Source organism: Bradyrhizobium sp. BRP23 (assembly GCF_020194135.1).
GTDB classification, from domain to species: domain Bacteria; phylum Pseudomonadota; class Alphaproteobacteria; order Rhizobiales; family Xanthobacteraceae; genus Bradyrhizobium; species Bradyrhizobium yuanmingense.
This window is the reverse complement of sequence record NZ_JADYVW010000010.1, coordinates 75,355-91,469: the sequence shown is the minus strand read 5'-3', so window position 1 is coordinate 91,469 and position 16,115 is coordinate 75,355. Positions and strand designations below refer to the sequence as shown.

Below are 16,115 nucleotides of genomic sequence, written 5' to 3'. Positions count from 1 at the left end.
CTCGATTCGCCATTCGCTACTCCCCATTCGCCTTCTAAACCCGCGTCATATCGAATTTCGGTTTCTGGCCGCTGCCGTAGCGGCGCAGCGCGCCTTCTTCGCCGACGGCGTTCGGGCGCTGGAAGATCCAGTTCTGCCAGGCGGTGAGGCGCGCGAAGATCTTCGATTCCATCGTTTCCGGGCCAACGAAGCGCAGGCTGGCTTCCATGCCGGTGAGGCTGTCGGGCGAGAAGCTGGCGCGCTCCTCGAGGAACACGCGGACCTCATCGTCCCAGTCGATGTCGTCGAGCGCGAAGGTGACGAGGCCGAGCTCTTCGGCCTGCTCGGCGTCGAGGCTGGTGCCGAGCGTTGCTTCCACGCGCTCCAGATCGGACGGGTCGGCCTGGAAGCGCGATTCCAGCCGTGTCAGGCCATGGCTCATCGGATAGGGGCCGAAATTCATGGCGGACAGCTCGATCGACGGCGGCGGACGATTGTCGCCCTGGCGGGTGCCGATCAGCATGTAGGAGCGGTCGGCGGCGAAGACGAGTTCGGCGAGCGTGCCGGCAAAGCAGGAGCCGGGCTCGACCAGCGTCACCAGCGTGCGCGAAGTGACGTCAACGCGCTTGAGCACGCGCTTCCAGTAATGCCTGATCTCGTTGACCAGCCAGTGCGCCTTGTTCGCTTCGAGGAACGTATCGCTGGCGAGCACATGGGCGCGGTCGCCGTGGCTCTTGAACACCAGCATCGCGATCTCGAGCTCGTTGATGCGTAAGTGCAGGATGGCGTCGTCGAGCTCGCGCGCCACTTGCAGCGGCCAGAACGAGGCGCCTTGCGCCATCATGCCGTCGATGTCGGCGGGGGGCGCCGTCTCCGGCGCCTTGATCAAGATGGTGGCGATGCGGGCGGTGCGATCGATGTCGACGGTGACGAAGCCATAGCGGATGCTGTTTTCGTCGATCAGGCGCCTGAGCGGCGTCAGCGCGATGCCCTTGCCGCTGCCCTTGCGCGTCGAGGCCGCAGCAAATTCCTTGGCGCGCTCGGCGATCTTGGCCTCGAGCTTGGAGTTCGGTGCGATCTCGTCGACGAGGCGCCATTGCACGGCGCGCTTGCCCTTCACGCCTTCCTCGATGGTGCAGAAGACATCGGCGTGATCGCGCCGCACCTTGCGCTTGTCGACCACCCGCGTGAGGCCGCCGGTGCCCGGCAGCACCGCGAGCAGCGGCACTTCGGGCAGCGCGACGGCGGACGAACCGTCGTCGGCGAGGATGATGTGATCGGTCGCGAGCGCCAGCTCATAGCCGCCGCCGGCAGCGGAGCCGTTCACGACCGTGATGAAGCGCTGGCCGGAATTCTCCGACGAATCCTCCATGCCGTTGCGGGTCTCGTTGGTGAACTTGCAGAAGTTCACCTTGTGGGCATGGGTCGAGCCCGCGAGCATGCGGATGTTGGCGCCGGCGCAGAACACGCGGTTCTTGGCCGAGCGCAGCACCACGACCTTTACTTGCGGATGCTCGAAGCGCAGGCGCTGGATCGCATCGGCCAGCTCGATGTCGACGCCGAGATCGTAGGAATTGAGCTTGAGCTGGTAGCCCTCGAACAGGCCGCCATTCTCGTCGACGTCCATGGTCAACGTCGCGACGTCGCCGTCGACCGCGAGCTTCCAATGCTTGTAGCGGGACGGTTCGGTCTGGAAATCGATGAATGTCGCGCCGCCTGCGAGGCGCCGATCTTCCCCGGCCATGAGCCACCCTTAAGCTTGGTTATGCATTTGGAGCGTTAGATGCACAATAGTGCATCTTGTTAGGTTAGTCTAGCCCGAATCGCGGATTCACATGCACTTTGCTTCATCTCGGCGCGCATGGGCTTCATGCAGCCTGAAGCCCCGGATCGTCCCGCAAGGCGGCCTTTGCGAACTGCACGATGGCATCGAGGGTCGGCCCCGCGGCCTCGCGATGCGGGGAATGCGCCGCCCCAGCCATGATCTTCAGGTCGACCGGGCAGTAACATTCCTCCTGCGCGATCTCGGCCTGGCGCAGCGTGCCGTATTGATCATCTGTGCCCTGCACGATCATGACGGGCACGCGGATGTATGCGAGGTATTCGGAGATATCCCAATCGCGGAACTTTGGATCGAGCCAGGCGCCGTTCCAGCCGTGGAAGGCGTTGTCGACGTCCTTGTGCCAGCGCGCCAGCTTTGTCTTGAGGTCCGTGGTCTCGAACGTCGTCTTGATCGCGGCGATGGATTTGATCGAGATGTCCTCGACGATGAAATGCGGCGCGATCAGCACGAGGCCGCTCAGGCGATGATCCTGATGCGCCCCGGCATAGATGGTGGCGATCGAGGCACCGTCGGAATGGCCAAGCAGCAGGCCGCGCTTGAAGCCGATCATGTCGAGCAGCTTCGGCAGCACGTCCAGCGCCTCGCGATGCATGTAGTCGAGCGGCCGCGGCAGCGCGACCGGGCTGGACTGGCCGTAGCCTGCGCGCGAATAGGCGAAGATGCCCGCGCCCGTGGCCTGCTGCAGCTTCTCCGGAAAATCACCCCAGAGGCCGACGGAGCCGAGGCCCTCATGCAGCATCACAATGGTGGGCGCGTCGGGGGCTAGCGGAGCGAGCCATCTGTATTCGAGGCTGGCGCCACCGATGCTGAGGAAGCCGCTGGGGGTGAGATTGGTCATGGTCGAATTCCCATTTCTAGCCAATGCCGAGATGCCCACCCTCCCCGGGAGGGGGAGGGTCGATTCACAGCGAGCGCAGCGAGATGTGAAGCGGGGTGGGGTGACAGGTTCTCCACGGATGCGGTGCCCGTGGAAAGATCACCCAACCCGTCACGCGTCTCGCTACGCTCGATCGCGTGCCGACCCACGGGCGAGCTACGCTCGTCCCGGACCCCTCCAGGGGAGGGTAAGGAAGCCAGTCCGCCGCCTGCACCATCAATGCGCGCCCTCGCGCAACTTGAACCGCTGGATCTTGCCCGTCGCCGTCTTCGGCAAGGACTCCACCACATCGATCCAGCGCGGATATTTCCAGGGGCCGATCTTCTGCTTGACGTGCTCCTTGAGCATCTCCTGCAAGTCCGTCGTCTTTGCGCCTGGGCGCAACACGACGAAGGCTTTCGGCTTCAGGAGGCCTTCCGGATCGGCCTCGGGCACGACGGCAGCTTCCAGCACGGCCGGATGCGTGATCAGCGCGCTCTCCACTTCGAACGGCGAGACCCAGATGCCGGAGACCTTGAACATGTCGTCGGCGCGGCCGCAGAACGTGAAGCGGCCGTCGGCGTCACGAATGTATTTGTCGCCGGTGCGGGTCCACGGCCCCTCGAAGGTGCGGCGGCTCTTGTGACGCTGGTTCCAGTAGCCCTCGCCGGCGGAGGGCGCATCGACCAGCAGCTCGCCGACCTCGCCGTCGGCGACGTCCTGGCCCGCCTCGTTGACGAGCCGCACCGCATAGCCCGGCACCGGCTTGCCGGAGGAACCGTATCTGATGTCGCCGGGCGCGTTCGACAGAAAAATGTGCAACAGCTCGGTCGAGCCGACGCCGTCGAGAATGTCGACACCGAACCGTGCCTTCCAGCTGTGGCCGACGGATTCCGGCAGCGCCTCGCCGGCGGAGGTGCAGATGCGCAAAGCCTTGCCGCCGCGCTCGCTCTTCATGGTCTCGTCGTTGAGCATCGCGGCGAACAAGGTCGGCACGCCATAGAAGATCGAGGGATTGTAGCGATTCATCAGGTCGAACATGCGCGCCGGCGTCGGCCGCTCGCTGTTGAGGATCACGCTGGCGCCGACCGACATCGGGAAGGTCAGCGCATTGCCGAGGCCATAGGCGAAAAACAATTTCGCCGCGGAGAGACACACATCGCTCTCACGGATGCCGAGCACCTGCTTGGCATAGGTGTCGGCAGTGGCCTGCAAATTGGAATGCAAATGGCGCACGCCCTTCGGCATGCCCGTCGAGCCCGACGAGTACAGCCAGAACGCCGGCTCGTCCGGATGCGTCACGGCGGTGGTGAACTGATCGTTCTCGCCAGCGAGCTCTTCGGCAAGCTGCTTGTGGCCGTTCTGCTTGGCGCCGGAGACCACGACATGCTCGAGATCCGGCATGCGGCCGACAACGTCCTTGATGACGGGATAGAGCGCTTCGGACACGAACAGCACGCGCGCGCGGCAGTCGGCGAGGATGTAGGCGTATTGGTCCGCGGTCAGCAGCGTGTTGAGCGGCACCGGCACGATGCCGGCGCGGATCGCGCCCAGGAACACGATCGGGAAATCGACCGTATCCTGCATGATCATCGCCACGCGCTCCTCGCGGCGGACGCCGAGCCGGCGCAGCATGTTGGCGGCGCGCCGGGTCTGTTGCTGGAGCTCGCCATAGGTGAGTCGCGAGACGGTATCGTCGAAGGCGAGCTTGCTGCCCCTGCCTTCGTCGACGTTACGGTCGAGCAGCCAGGTCACCGCGTTATAGGATCCCTCGCTCACGGACATCTCCCCAGAATTTAGAATTATAATTCATAGAAAGACACCACGGCGGCTTGCTGTCAATGCCAGCAGGCACTATGTTTCATTAAAACGCGCCGCAGGACCCCTGTAAAGAAGACTCATGACCGAAAGTCCCGACGCCGAATCCCGCTTCCTCGAACAACTCGGCCAGCGTGTGCGCACCATGCGCGCGCTGCGCGGCATGTCGCGCAAAGTACTCGCCAAGGTGTCGGGAATTTCGGAGCGCTACATCGCGCAGCTCGAGAGCGGCAAGGGCAATGTCTCGATCGTGCTGCTGCGCCGCGTCTCCGATGCGATGGGCGCGCATCTCGAAGATTTGCTCCCCTCGCCCGATCCGACGCCGGACTGGCAGATGTTTCGCGACCTCCTGCGCAAGGCGACGCCCGCGCAGATTGCTCAGGCCAAGGATCTGCTCTCCGGCGGCAGCGCAAGCGCGCCCCGGCGCGCGCCGTTCTGCGGGATCGCGCTGATCGGCCTGCGCGGCGCCGGCAAGTCCACACTTGGGCGGATGCTGGCGAAGAGGATCGGCTGGAGTTTCGTCGAGCTCAACAAGGAGGTCGAGCAGCAGAACGGGCTCTCGGTCGCCGAGATCATCGCGCTGTACGGCCAGGAAGGCTTTCGCCGCATGGAGCAGGCGGCACTGCAACAGCTGCTCGCGCGCAACGAGCTGATGGTGCTGGCAACCGGCGGCGGCATCGTCTCCGAACCCCTGACCTTCGACCAGGTCCTCTCCTCGTTCTACACGATCTGGCTGAAGGCCGAGCCCGAGGAGCACATGGCGCGCGTGCGTCGCCAGGGCGATCTACGCCCGATGGCGGACGATCGCTCGGCGATGACGGAGCTGCGCAACATCCTGCTCAGCCGCGAGCCGTTGTATTCGCGCGCGACCGCGGTGGTGGATACCGCCGGCCTCTCCGTCGATGCCGCCGCCGCACGCCTGATCGATGCGGTGCGGCCGGTGCTGCAGAACGAAGCCCGCAGCTTCGGCCTGCGCAGCGTGGCGCTGTAGCGATGACGTCCACCGACGTCGCCACCTCCATGTTCGAGCGGATCGGCGGCAGCGCCACGATCGACGCCCTCGTCGACCGCTTCTACGACCGCATGGACACGCTGCCAGAGGCGAAGATCATCCGCGTCATGCATGCGGACGACCTTGGCCTGATCAGGGACGTGCTGAAGCGCTATCTCACCGAATGGACCGGTGGCCCGCGGCTCTATACACCCGAGAAAGGTCATCCGCGGCTGCGCCAGCGCCATTTCGGCTTCGCCATTGGGGACGCCGAGCGCGACGCCTGGATGCTCTGCATGCGCGGCGCGCTGGAGGAGACGATCACCGACGCCGCCGCGCGCCAGGATCTCGACAAGGCGATAGCGGGCCTGGCCGACTGGATGCGCAACCGGCCGTGACGGGGCGGCAGCGCTTCGGCGCAATTCGACGGCCACGCACCGGGTCATTTGAGTTCCGCTGCGATCGCCTGCTAAGCTCCAGGCATGACCGACATGCTCTGCGACACCATACGCATGGAGCGCGAAGTGACGGAGCGTTAGCGCGTGATGGACGCACCTCCCGATGTCATCCGTCGACCGCCCTCGCCGCGTCTTGCGCGGCTGATCTCCAGCATTTCCTTCTACCGCGAGCGCGGGATCGGCTTGGCCGCCTTCCGCCACGCCGCGCCGCTTGCACTGCCTCTGCTGGTGAATTTGGGAACGCCCTTCCGCATTGCGCTCGGACACCGACCGGACACCGCCGATGCGCGGCCGAGTTTCGCAGCGGGTCTGTTTCCTGGGCCGGTCGTGATCGAATCCGACGGCCGCGCCGAATGCGTTCAGGTCGATTTCACGCCGCTCGGGGCGTATCGCTTCTTCGGAGGCGCCGTGCCCGATCTGACCGCGCGGATCGTCGGGCTCGACGACATTCTGGGACGGCACGGCAGGGAGCTCCGCGCCAGGGTGGCCGAGGCGGCCGGCTGGCAGCGACGATTCGAGATCGTCGAAGACTTCGTGCTTCGCCGCGCCGTACACGAGCCCTCGCCTGAGGTCGCCTTCGCGCTGGAGACGCTGTGGCGAGGCGCGGGCGCGGTCAGGATCGCCGACATTGCCTCCGACATCGGCTGGAGCCGCAAGCATCTCACACGCCGCTTCCACCGCGAGATCGGCGCTCCGCCAAAGACGCTGGCCCAGATGCTGCGCTTTCATCGCGCTTGCGTCCTGGCCCGGACGGATGGCGCAGGCGGCTGGGCGGCCATTGCCGCGGACGCCGGCTATGCCGACCAGGCACATCTTGCTCGCGATTTCCGGATGTTCAGCGGAGAGACGCCGACCGGATGGGCCGCGCGGCTCGATGTCGTCGATTCACGCCTGATGCGGGACGGCGGGGGCTAGCGCCAAAACAGCGGCAAGACGGCGCGAGGCACGGTCAGGTCCCATTTGTTCAAGCCGGCCGCCATGATCCGAACTAGGGTCGGCTTCGCAACAAGCTTGCACCGAACCTGGAGAGTGTCATGAACCAGCCGAACGGCTACGAAGCGCCGCGCCTCTACCACACCATGCGCTGCAAGGATGCCGAGGCGATGATCGCCTGGCTGAAGGACGTTCTCGGCTTCACCGAACGGGTGGTGTACCGCAAGGAGGGCACGGTCGTTCACGCCGAGCTGGCGTTCGGATCGTCGATCCTCATGCTGGGCGCGCATCGCGACGATGCCTACGGCAAATTGGTTGGCGACATCGGCGGCCGGCGGACGGATGCCGTCTATCTGGCTGTCGATGATCCCGACGCGCTCTATGCGAAGGTGAAATCCGCTGGTGCAGAGATCGAGATGGAGCCCTACACGACCGATTATGGCAGCCGCGATTTCGCCGCACGCGATCCGGAGGGCGGGCTCTGGAGCTTCGGCACCTATTGGCCCAAGGTCGGCGAGCCGCCGCTCGCGGGATAGCGGGCGCTCGCGTCAAATACTGCTCCGCGGCCGAACCGTCTTGCTCGCTAGACCGACCAGTAATGCGGATGCGGGTAGGGCCGCGAGCGGTCGCCCCAGTCGAACGCGTCGCCATCGAACTCGCACGGGCCGCTGCTGAGTTCGTCCAGCGTCTGCTCGGTCTGGAACGCCTGCCGTGCTGGATCGTATTTCAGCGCGCTCCACTGCAGCGGATAATGGTGACGCGTACCGAGCAGCCCGCCGGTCTTGATCACGGCATAGGCGACCGTTCCGCTCATCTTGTCGAGCATCAACCGCTCGATCGTGCCGAGCTTCGTGCCGTCGCGTCCGTAGACGGCGACGTGCTCCACGCGATCACTGGGAACCATGGTGTGGTTCATGGTGTCCTCCCTGTTCTCGTCTGTTCACGATATTATAGCACCGGTTTCGCGGCGGCGGGAGCAGCTACAACTGCTGTAAGCGGCCCGCCCCGGCCACCAGAGCGTCACTTCAGCCGAATCGTGTCGACGCGACGGCACTGGACGCAATGATAAACGTGCTCCGCAGGCAGCGTGACTATTCCAGGTAGTGTCGCCAGGAACTTCATTGGCCGCCTGCATTTTGAGCAGATGAGGATCGGCGGATCGTCTTGGCGATCGGAACTCATACAATAACCGGGGCTGAGGCGCCCGCACGTTACTGCCGCGCTGCGGGCGCTTCATCCCGGGAGAACTACCGGCCTTGATCGGAATCCGATCGGCCCCGCTCGGCGCGCTGCTTCACGCCCGCGTGAGGCGACTTCTTCCGGACTGTTGCGACGACATCGCGCCGCCCCCGGACGAAGCCATTTTCCTCACCCGGCGAAAAACGCCGGAAAGGCAGGCGGTCTAGAATTCTCTGCATTGATCAACAACGGAGTTCGGTCATGTGGGGTCAACTTTTCAGCCTGATCTATCGCCTGTCCTGCCGGACCACCCTGATCGAGATCGGCACGCACCGCCTCGCGCGTTAGGTCCATGAAGCCCAAGGGAATTGGGTAAGATCGATTGACCAGATGACGGGGATTGCCATGAGCAAGCTGATCCTGATCGCCGCGATGTCGCTGCTCGCAAGCCAGGCCAATGCCGGAGGCTCGCGGAGCCTCAGCCTGGCGGCGGCCGATTCGAAGCAACCGGCCACCGAGCAGCCGGCCGCGCCGGCCGCCGTGCCGCCGCAGGCGACGCAAGCGTCACCGGCAAACGTCCAGACGCCGACCGCACCCGCCGCAACGGCACCAACCGCCGCAGCTCCGGTGCAATCAAGCACGACGCCGGCAAAGACGACCGAAGCGCCAAAGCCGAAACGCCGGCAGCCATCTGTCGAAGCCCGCGTGATCCGCGAACTGCACCGCCACGGGATCTATTGGTAATTGTCCGGCGACGTCCGCCCGGCAGCTCCGCTCACCAGCGATAGCCGAGCGTGGCGATGACGGTCAGCGGCGCGCCCCGGTAGCAGTAACCGACCTGACACGTCGTGTAGTGCACATTGAACAGGTTCTTGGCGTTGACCTGGAACGTGAGGCCCTTCAGCTCCTTTGCGGCCTGGCTGAAATCGTATTTCAGCGCGGCATCGACCAGGGTCACCGAGCTGTTCTTGAACGTGTTCGCGTCGTCGCCATAGCTCCAAGACATGTAGCGCGCGCCGGCACCGACGCTCAGGCCCGCGAAGGGACCAGCCAGCGGCAGGGCGTAATTGCCCCACAGCGTCACGGTGTGCGGAGGATTGCCCGACGGAAACTTGCCGACCAGCGCGCTGTCGCCGGCCTGCTTGGTGACCATGTCGAGATAGGTGTAGGACGAGGTGATGTCGAAACCATTGCCGAGGCTTGCAAGCCCCTGCAATTCGAAGCCGCGGCTTTGAATTTCGCCGCGCTGGACCGTCACGCCGGTGCCCGTCGTCACCAGGCCGCCATCCTGCGTCAGGTCGAACACGGCAGCGGTAATGAGGCTTCGCGTCCCCGGCGGCTGATACTTCACGCCGATCTCGGTCTGCTTGCCGGTGGTCGGCTTGAAGAAGGCGCCTGAGGGATCGACGCCGAGATTGGGAAAAAACGACGTCGAATAGGCGATGTAGGGCGCCACACCGGAATCGAACAAATAGGTCAGGCCTGCCCGCCCACTATAGGCCTGATCAGATTGCGTCTGTCTTGTCAGCGCGAACCGGTCCTCGCCGGTGGTGCGGACCCAGTCGCTGCGGCCGCTCAGCGTCAGGATCCAGTGGTCGAGTTTGGTCTGGTCCTGAATGTAGACGCCGGACTGGGTTTGCCGCTGCGCCGTGGACGAGGAGATCGCGGGATCCGGAATGGATTCCGGCGCATAGACCGGCGCAGCCAGATTGAGATCGGACACGCCGAAGCCGAACCCCTGCTTGTCGGTGAACTTCGACGATGTGTAGTCGGTGCCGACCAGAAGCGTGTGCTGCACCGGGCCGGTGGAGAGCTTCGCCTCGACCTGGTTGTCCATGATGGCCGATTGCAGCGTGTCGTGGACGTAGCCGGTATAACGCGACACGACGTTGCCGACGGGAGCACCGAGAAAGCCGACATAGCGCGTGACAGCGTCGAGATCGACGTAGCGGAATTTCTGGCGGACGGTCACGGCGTTGTCGAACGCGTGCTCGAACAGATAGCCGATGCGCCCCTGCTCCTGGTCGAGCGAATTGTAGGACGGGCTGCCCGTGAAGATGTCCGTCGTCGTCCCGATGCCCGAAGAATAGGTGAACATCGAGCCCGGCGTCTTCGATTTCTGATAGGCGCCGAGAAGCGTGAGGGTTGTCGATTGGTCGGGTCTCCAGGTGACGGCGGGAGCGACATAGGTGCGGTTGTCCTTGCCGCCCGGTACGAACACGTCGGCGTCTCGCACCATGCCGGTCAGCCGATAGGAGAATTGGCCGTTGGGATCGATCGGCCCCGAAAAATCGAAATTGCCCTGAACGCGTTCGCGATCGCCGAACAGCGTCTGCACCTCGTGGAAAGGCTGGCTGGTCGGCAGCTTGCTTTGCAGATCGATCAGTCCGCCTGGCGAGCCGAGGCCGTAGAGCGCCGAGCTCGGGCCGCGGACCACGGTGATGCTGTCGACCCCATAGGGCTCCGTCTTGAACACGCCAAGGCCAGCGCCGACGAGACGCAGGCCGTCGAGATAGATGCCGTTATAGGTGATGTCGAAGCCGCGGATCGAGATGGCGTCGAAGCGCGGATCGTAGCCCGAGGCATCGATGCGCACGCCCGGCTCATAGCCGACTGCCTGCGTCAGCGTCTGCACGGCGCGGTCGTTGAGCTCCTTGCGCGTCACGACCGAGATCGACTGCGGCGTCTCCAGCAGGGGCGTGTTCGTCTTGGTGCCGGCGGAGCTGCTGCTGGCAACGTAGCTGTTCTCGCTCGATATCGTGGCGCGACCGCCACCTGCCTCGCGCGCATCCTGGCTTGCGGCTTGCCTGGAGGCGGCATTGCGTTGCGCCGCGACACGGCCGCGTTGCGACGGTGAATTGCGCTGGGCAGACACGGCGCGCGGGCGCACCTGATTCGGCGCCTCCACGGTGACGGGCGGCAATGACGCGGCCGTCGATCCCGAATTGGTCCCGGAGACCTGTGCAAGGGTCGGTGTCACCTGCAAAACCACGCCCAGACCGGCCGCCCCCAGACCAGCCTTCATCAACCGTTCCCAACCGAACGTCTGTCCGTCGCCACGCCTCATTGTCTTCCCCAAGCTCCGTCTTTGGACCACCCGGGAGTAATCAGATCGAGACGCACGACGCCTTTGCGACTGCGCAAATCGCCTTTGAGTCCACGTGGAGGCTTTCAAGACTGAGGCGTGAGGCGGCGCATCGCCTGCTGCCGTTACTCGCAGCGACTGGGCGAATGACCGAAGCGCCTGCGAAAGGCCGTCGCGAAGTTCGCCGGATGAGTATAGCCGACCCGATAGGCCGCCTCGGTGACCGACAGGCGCTGGTGAATCAGAAGGGCTCGTGCAGTATCGAGCCGGCGCGCCCTCAGATAGTCGATGGCGCTCTCGCCATAGGCGATCTGGAATTTCTGATTGAAAGATCGCCGGCTCAGGCCTGCGTTCCGCGCCAGCTCGTCGATGCTCCAGGGATAGCCGAGGTCGGCATCCATCCGCTCCTTGACCGATTGCAGGCGCATGCGCTGGAGGTCTGTTGCCGGATCGACCGCGATCCGGCTGCACTCGCCGAACAAGGCATGGACGACGATCTCGGCGGCATGCGCCGACATCAGCAATCGCGCCGCGTTTCCGGCGACCGGCGGCGAGAACATTTCCGCCGCGACGGCCCGCACGCGCGCTGATGCGGCCAGCGAGAGGACGACGGCGCCAGATCCTTCGTCCTTGAACAGCGCCCGAAACGCGGCGCCAAGTCCGAGCTGATCGATGGATGCTCCGGGCAACGCAAGGCCGATGGCGCACCGCATTGAGCGCTTCACGGCGAGGGACTCGCGCACCGCGATCACCCCCATCCGCCTCTCGCCGATCGAGCGCGTCAGAGTGCCGGGGCCAGCACCGGCTTCATCGAACGCCACCGAGATGAACAAGCCCGGCGCTGCGATTGCAGGCCCCTCGGCGTCGGCTCGGAACTCACCTTGGACGACCACGCAGCCCGGATAATCCAGCCATTGGGCTGCCCCTCGCTGTGCGGAACCGACGTCGTCCTCAGGCAACCCGACAATTTGCTCGTAAAAGTCCCGCATCGAATCCACAACGCCGCGTCTTCTTTGACGGCTGACGGCGGCACGCTCAAGAGCTCAGCGCGCTGTTTGGAGGATTTCGAATTTGGATTTGCTCGAAGAGTAGCTCGCATTGCCGCGGCGAAGGGGACGAACGCGTTTAGATTCCCAGATATTTGTGCTGCAGGTCCGGCGCGGCCATCAGCTCGTCGGAGGTGCCGCTCCACACCGTCTTGCCGCGCTCGATGATGTAGTGGCGATCGCAGATGCGGGCGAGATGGTCGACGTTCTTGTCGACGACCAGGATCGACTGTCCGCGGCTCTTGAGTAGCGACAGGCAATTCCAGATCTCCTGCCGGATCAGCGGCGCGAGGCCTTCGGTCGCCTCGTCCAGGATCAGGAGCTTTGGATTCGTCATCAGCGCGCGGCCGATCGCGAGCATCTGCTGCTCGCCGCCGGAAAGCTGGTTGCCCATGTTGGACGCGCGTTCGGCGAGGCGCGGAAACATCACGTAGATCGCGGCGAGCGTCCAGGGATTATCGCTGTTGAAGCGATCCGCCGCGGCCGCGACCAGGTTTTCGCGCACGGTGAGGTTCGGAAAGATCTGCCGGCCCTCGGGCACGAGACCAACACCGAGTTTCGCAATCCGGTAGGACGGAAGCTGCCGCACCTCCGCGCCCGCGAAGCGAATGGTGCCCGCGCGCGCCGGCGTCAGGCCCATGATGGAGCGGATGGTGGTGGTCTTGCCCATGCCGTTGCGGCCCATCAGCGAGACCATCTCGCCCGGCTTGATCGACAGCGACAGGCCGAACAGCACCTGGGACAGGCCGTAGCAGGTCTCGATGCCGTCGACCTCGAGCAGCGTGTCAGCCATGATGCGTCACCACATGCTGATCGCCGAGATAGGCGCGCTTGACGTCCTCATCGGCCCGGATCGCGGCCGGGTCGCCGGAGGCGATGACGCGGCCATAGACCAGCACCGTGATGCGGTCGGCCAGCGCGAACACCGCCGGCATGTCGTGCTCGACCAGCACGATCGAGACCTCTTTCCGCAGCTCCTGGAGCAGCTTCACCATGCGCTGGGATTCGGTCACGCCGAGGCCGGCCATCGGCTCGTCGAGTAGCAACAGCTTCGGCTTACTTGCGAGCGCGACTGCGAGCTCCAGCTCGCGGCGTTCGCCGTGGCTGAGCCTGGAGACCACGATATCGGCGCGATGGCCGAGGCCGACGCGATCGAGCGCCGCCTGGGCGGCATCGCGCAGACCCTTCTCTTTCCGCGCATTGGCGAAGAATCGGAACGAGGTGCCGGCATGCGCCTGCGCCGCCAGCGCGACATTGTCCGCGGCGGTGAAGTCGAGCAGCAGCGAGGTGATCTGGAACGAACGCGCCAGGCCCAACGCGCAGCGGCGATAGGCCGGCAGATAGGTAATGTCGCGCCCCGCCAGCGAGACGCTGCCGGAATGCGGTTCGAGATGCCCGGTGAGCTGGCTAATCAGCGTGGTCTTGCCGGCGCCGTTCGGGCCGATGATGGCGTGCAGCTCGCCGGATGCGACGTCGAGCGAGACGTTGTCGGTGGCGACGATGCCGCCGAAGCGGCGCACCAGCTTTTCGACGCGGAGCAAGGGTTCAGCCACGGCCAGCCCTCCCGAGTGCGCCCATGATGCCGCCGCGGCCGAACAGGACGATGAGCAGCAGCAGCGGGCCCAGGATCAGCGCCCAATATTCGGTGATCTGCGACAGCAGTTCTTCCAGCAGCAGGAACACCACCGCACCCATGACCGGGCCGAACAGCGTGCCCATGCCGCCCAGGATCACCATCACCATGAGGTCGCCGGAACGGGTCCAGTACATCACGGCCGGGCTTACGAAATCGGTGTTGTTGGCGAGCAGCGCGCCGGCAAGGCCGCACATCGTGCCTGATATGACGAAGCAGACCAGTTGGTAGCGCTTGGCCGGGAAGCCGATGGCCTGCATGCGCTGCTCGTTGGAACGCAGGCCCTGCACGACAAGACCGAAGCGCGAGTTGACGATGCGCCATATCAGGAGCATGACGCCGAAAAGGCAGGCGAGGCAGAGATAATAGAACTGCGTGCGGTTGCCGAGATCGATCAGACCCGAGAAGTCGCTGCGCGTGTAGATGGTCAGGCCGTCGTCGCCGCCGTAACGGGCCAGGCCCGAGGCGACATAGTAGGCCATCTGGGCGAAGGCCAGCGTGATCATGATGAAGTAGACGCCACGGGTGCGCAGCGACAGCGCGCCGATCACCAGCGCATAGATCGCCGACGCCGCAATCGCGACCGGAAACTGGATGAAGCCGGACCCAACGCCTTCCTGCGCGAGCATGCCGACGGCATAGCCGCCGATGCCGAGATACGCGGCATGGCCAAAGCTCATCAGGCCCGCAAATCCCATGATGAGGTTGAGGCTCGCAGCCGCCAGCGCCAGGATGATGATGCGGGTGAACAGCGTCAGGATGAAGACGTTGCCGGTCAGCTGCGAATAGAGCGGCAGCAGCACGAGGCCCGCCAGCATCAGGGCCGTGACGGCCTTGCTCACGCTCAAACCCTTCATCGACGATTGGCCGGAAACAGCCCCTCCGGCCGCACCACCAGCACGATCGCCATCAGCAGATAGATCAGCATGGAGGACAGCGCGGGCGCGGCGGTGGATGCGGCGGCGCCGCTCAGCACCTGGCGGAGCAGGTTCGGAAGGAAGGCGCGGCCGAGCGTGTCGATCATGCCGACGAAGATCGCGGCGAGGAAAGCGCCGCGGATCGAACCGATGCCGCCGATCACGATGATGACGAAAGCGAGGATCAGGATGTTCTCGCCCATGCCGATCTGCACGGTCAGGATCGGCGCCTGCATCAGCCCGGCAAGGCCCGCGAGTGCGGCGCCCAGGCCGAACACCAGCGTGTAGAGCAGCTTGATGTTGATGCCGAGCGCGCCGATCATCTCGCGGTTGGATGCGCCGGCCCGGATCAGCATGCCGATGCGGGTGCGCATCACGCCGAGATAGAGCAGCAGCGCGACCAGCAGCGCTACCCCAATGATGGCGAGGCGATAGGCGGGATAGTGAATGCCGGGCAGGATCGGCACCGGCACGGTGAGCCAGGCCGGCAGCGGCAACGCCAGGCCCGCGGGGCCCCAGATCAGCCGCACGGCTTCGTTGAAGAACAGGATCAGGCCGAAGGTCGCGAGCACGTGGTCGAGATGGTCGCGGCCATAGAGATGCCGCAGCGCGCTCACCTCCAGCACGATGCCGAGCACGAGCGTCGCGCCCAACGCCATCAGCGCGCCGAGCAGGAAGCTGCCGGTCCAGGCCGCGAAGGTGGCGGCGAAATAGGCGCCCATCATATAGAGCGAGCCGTGCGCGAGGTTGACGAGATCCATGATCCCGAACACCAGCGTCAGGCCCGCGGCGAGCAGGAACAGCAGCAGACCGAACTGCAACCCATTCAAGAATTGTTCGACGACGAGCAGCATCAGGACTCTTTCAGGCGCATACAGACGCGCGCCGATGTTCGAACACTGTCGCCATCAGTGAAAGAGCTCCCCCTGCCTCTTCAAGGCCGAAAAATGGGTAATGGCAGTATCGTTCCGAGGCAAGAGCGATTCGACATCAAACATGCACTTTGTTGCATCTCGGCACGTGCGGCCGGGACGCGCCCCGCAATGCAAAAAGGCTGCCGCGCGGCATGAGGCAACCTGCCGCAGCGAAACGGCATCACCCTCTCACCGGCTGGCGGTGAGAGGGTACGATCGTCGTAAAATCGAGCAGGGCTGCGTCTAGTGCGACGTCATCTGCCGGGGGAGCTCGTCCGGCTCGGCGAGAACGCTGTTGGCCGTCGACGCCTCCAGGGCCGCCATCCGAAACAGATAAGCGAGCGTCGTCAATCCGGTGTCCTCCGCCATTTGCGCCAGTTCGAGCGCCATGTCGGACATGTAGCCGAGATCCTCGTCTTTCATTTGCGCCATGATCTGGCTGTCCCGCATCACGTTCGACATC

Annotated in this window: 16 protein-coding genes; 5 read left to right on the top strand and 11 right to left on the bottom strand. The window is 64.8% G+C overall.

The annotated features are described in order from the left end of the window. Positions 1–34 precede the first annotated feature (34 nt). The 3 genes from boxC to I6F24_RS25715 all read right to left on the bottom strand — a co-directional run bounded on the left by boxC (position 35) and on the right by I6F24_RS25715 (position 4,457). Positions 35–1,723, bottom strand: a complete 1,689-nt coding sequence (gene boxC, locus I6F24_RS25725; RefSeq protein ID WP_225152065.1) for a 2,3-epoxybenzoyl-CoA dihydrolase — start codon at positions 1,721–1,723, stop codon at positions 35–37. Positions 1,724–1,847: 124 nt separating this feature from the next. Next, positions 1,848–2,660, bottom strand: coding sequence for an alpha/beta hydrolase (locus I6F24_RS25720; protein ID WP_225152062.1), 813 nt, complete (start codon positions 2,658–2,660; stop codon positions 1,848–1,850). Positions 2,661–2,915: 255 nt separating this feature from the next. Then, complete coding sequence (locus I6F24_RS25715) at positions 2,916–4,457, bottom strand: benzoate-CoA ligase family protein (protein WP_225152060.1); 1,542 nt, start codon at positions 4,455–4,457, stop codon at positions 2,916–2,918. A gap of 121 nt (positions 4,458–4,578) precedes the next feature. Between I6F24_RS25715 and I6F24_RS25710 the strand changes: the two genes are divergently transcribed. The 4 genes from I6F24_RS25710 to I6F24_RS25695 all read left to right on the top strand — a co-directional run bounded on the left by I6F24_RS25710 (position 4,579) and on the right by I6F24_RS25695 (position 7,414). Next, entirely contained in the window at positions 4,579–5,487 is a 909-nt protein-coding gene (locus tag I6F24_RS25710) for a helix-turn-helix transcriptional regulator (protein WP_225152058.1), read from the top strand. A gap of 2 nt (positions 5,488–5,489) precedes the next feature. Beyond that, on the top strand, positions 5,490–5,885 hold the full coding sequence (locus I6F24_RS25705) for a group II truncated hemoglobin (protein ID WP_225152057.1): 396 nt from the start codon (positions 5,490–5,492) through the stop codon (positions 5,883–5,885). 147 nt (positions 5,886–6,032) lie between these two features. Beyond that, the gene (locus I6F24_RS25700) at positions 6,033–6,860 is read left to right on the top strand and encodes a helix-turn-helix domain-containing protein (protein ID WP_074447644.1); all 828 of its coding nucleotides are present in this window, start codon (positions 6,033–6,035) and stop codon (positions 6,858–6,860) included. A 119-nt stretch (positions 6,861–6,979) separates the two neighbouring features. Next, complete coding sequence (locus tag I6F24_RS25695; RefSeq protein WP_109142172.1) at positions 6,980–7,414, top strand: VOC family protein; 435 nt, start codon at positions 6,980–6,982, stop codon at positions 7,412–7,414. Positions 7,415–7,461: 47 nt separating this feature from the next. Here the strand turns inward: I6F24_RS25695 and I6F24_RS25690 are convergent, their stop codons facing one another. After that, positions 7,462–7,794: a PRC-barrel domain-containing protein gene (locus tag I6F24_RS25690; protein WP_036001758.1), complete on the bottom strand. Its 333-nt coding sequence runs from the start codon at positions 7,792–7,794 to the stop codon at positions 7,462–7,464. A 668-nt stretch (positions 7,795–8,462) separates the two neighbouring features. Between I6F24_RS25690 and I6F24_RS25685 the strand changes: the two genes are divergently transcribed. Next, positions 8,463–8,801: a hypothetical protein gene (locus tag I6F24_RS25685; protein WP_036001763.1), complete on the top strand. Its 339-nt coding sequence runs from the start codon at positions 8,463–8,465 to the stop codon at positions 8,799–8,801. A 31-nt stretch (positions 8,802–8,832) separates the two neighbouring features. Here the strand turns inward: I6F24_RS25685 and I6F24_RS25680 are convergent, their stop codons facing one another. The 7 genes from I6F24_RS25680 to I6F24_RS25650 all read right to left on the bottom strand — a co-directional run bounded on the left by I6F24_RS25680 (position 8,833) and on the right by I6F24_RS25650 (position 16,114). Next, positions 8,833–11,082 (bottom strand): TonB-dependent siderophore receptor, encoded by a 2,250-nt coding sequence (locus tag I6F24_RS25680; RefSeq protein WP_036020373.1) that lies wholly within the window; start codon positions 11,080–11,082, stop codon positions 8,833–8,835. Positions 11,083–11,267: 185 nt separating this feature from the next. After that, a complete protein-coding gene (locus tag I6F24_RS25675) occupies positions 11,268–12,035 on the bottom strand; it encodes a helix-turn-helix transcriptional regulator (protein ID WP_225128460.1) in 768 nt (255 codons plus the stop codon). Positions 12,036–12,267: 232 nt separating this feature from the next. Further along, a complete protein-coding gene (locus tag I6F24_RS25670; protein ID WP_036001768.1) occupies positions 12,268–12,981 on the bottom strand; it encodes an ABC transporter ATP-binding protein in 714 nt (237 codons plus the stop codon). After that, positions 12,974–13,741: an ABC transporter ATP-binding protein gene (locus I6F24_RS25665; protein WP_225152053.1), complete on the bottom strand. Its 768-nt coding sequence runs from the start codon at positions 13,739–13,741 to the stop codon at positions 12,974–12,976. The genes I6F24_RS25670 and I6F24_RS25665 overlap by 8 nt, the downstream gene beginning before the upstream one ends. After that, positions 13,734–14,678, bottom strand: a complete 945-nt coding sequence (locus tag I6F24_RS25660) for a branched-chain amino acid ABC transporter permease (protein WP_036001776.1) — start codon at positions 14,676–14,678, stop codon at positions 13,734–13,736. The genes I6F24_RS25665 and I6F24_RS25660 overlap by 8 nt, the downstream gene beginning before the upstream one ends. Next, a complete protein-coding gene (locus tag I6F24_RS25655) occupies positions 14,675–15,592 on the bottom strand; it encodes a branched-chain amino acid ABC transporter permease (protein WP_036001780.1) in 918 nt (305 codons plus the stop codon). Before I6F24_RS25655 ends, I6F24_RS25660 begins: the two co-directional genes overlap by 4 nt. Positions 15,593–15,895: 303 nt before the next feature. After that, the gene (locus I6F24_RS25650; RefSeq protein WP_036001783.1) at positions 15,896–16,114 is read right to left on the bottom strand and encodes a hypothetical protein; all 219 of its coding nucleotides are present in this window, start codon (positions 16,112–16,114) and stop codon (positions 15,896–15,898) included. Position 16,115 lies beyond the last annotated feature (1 nt).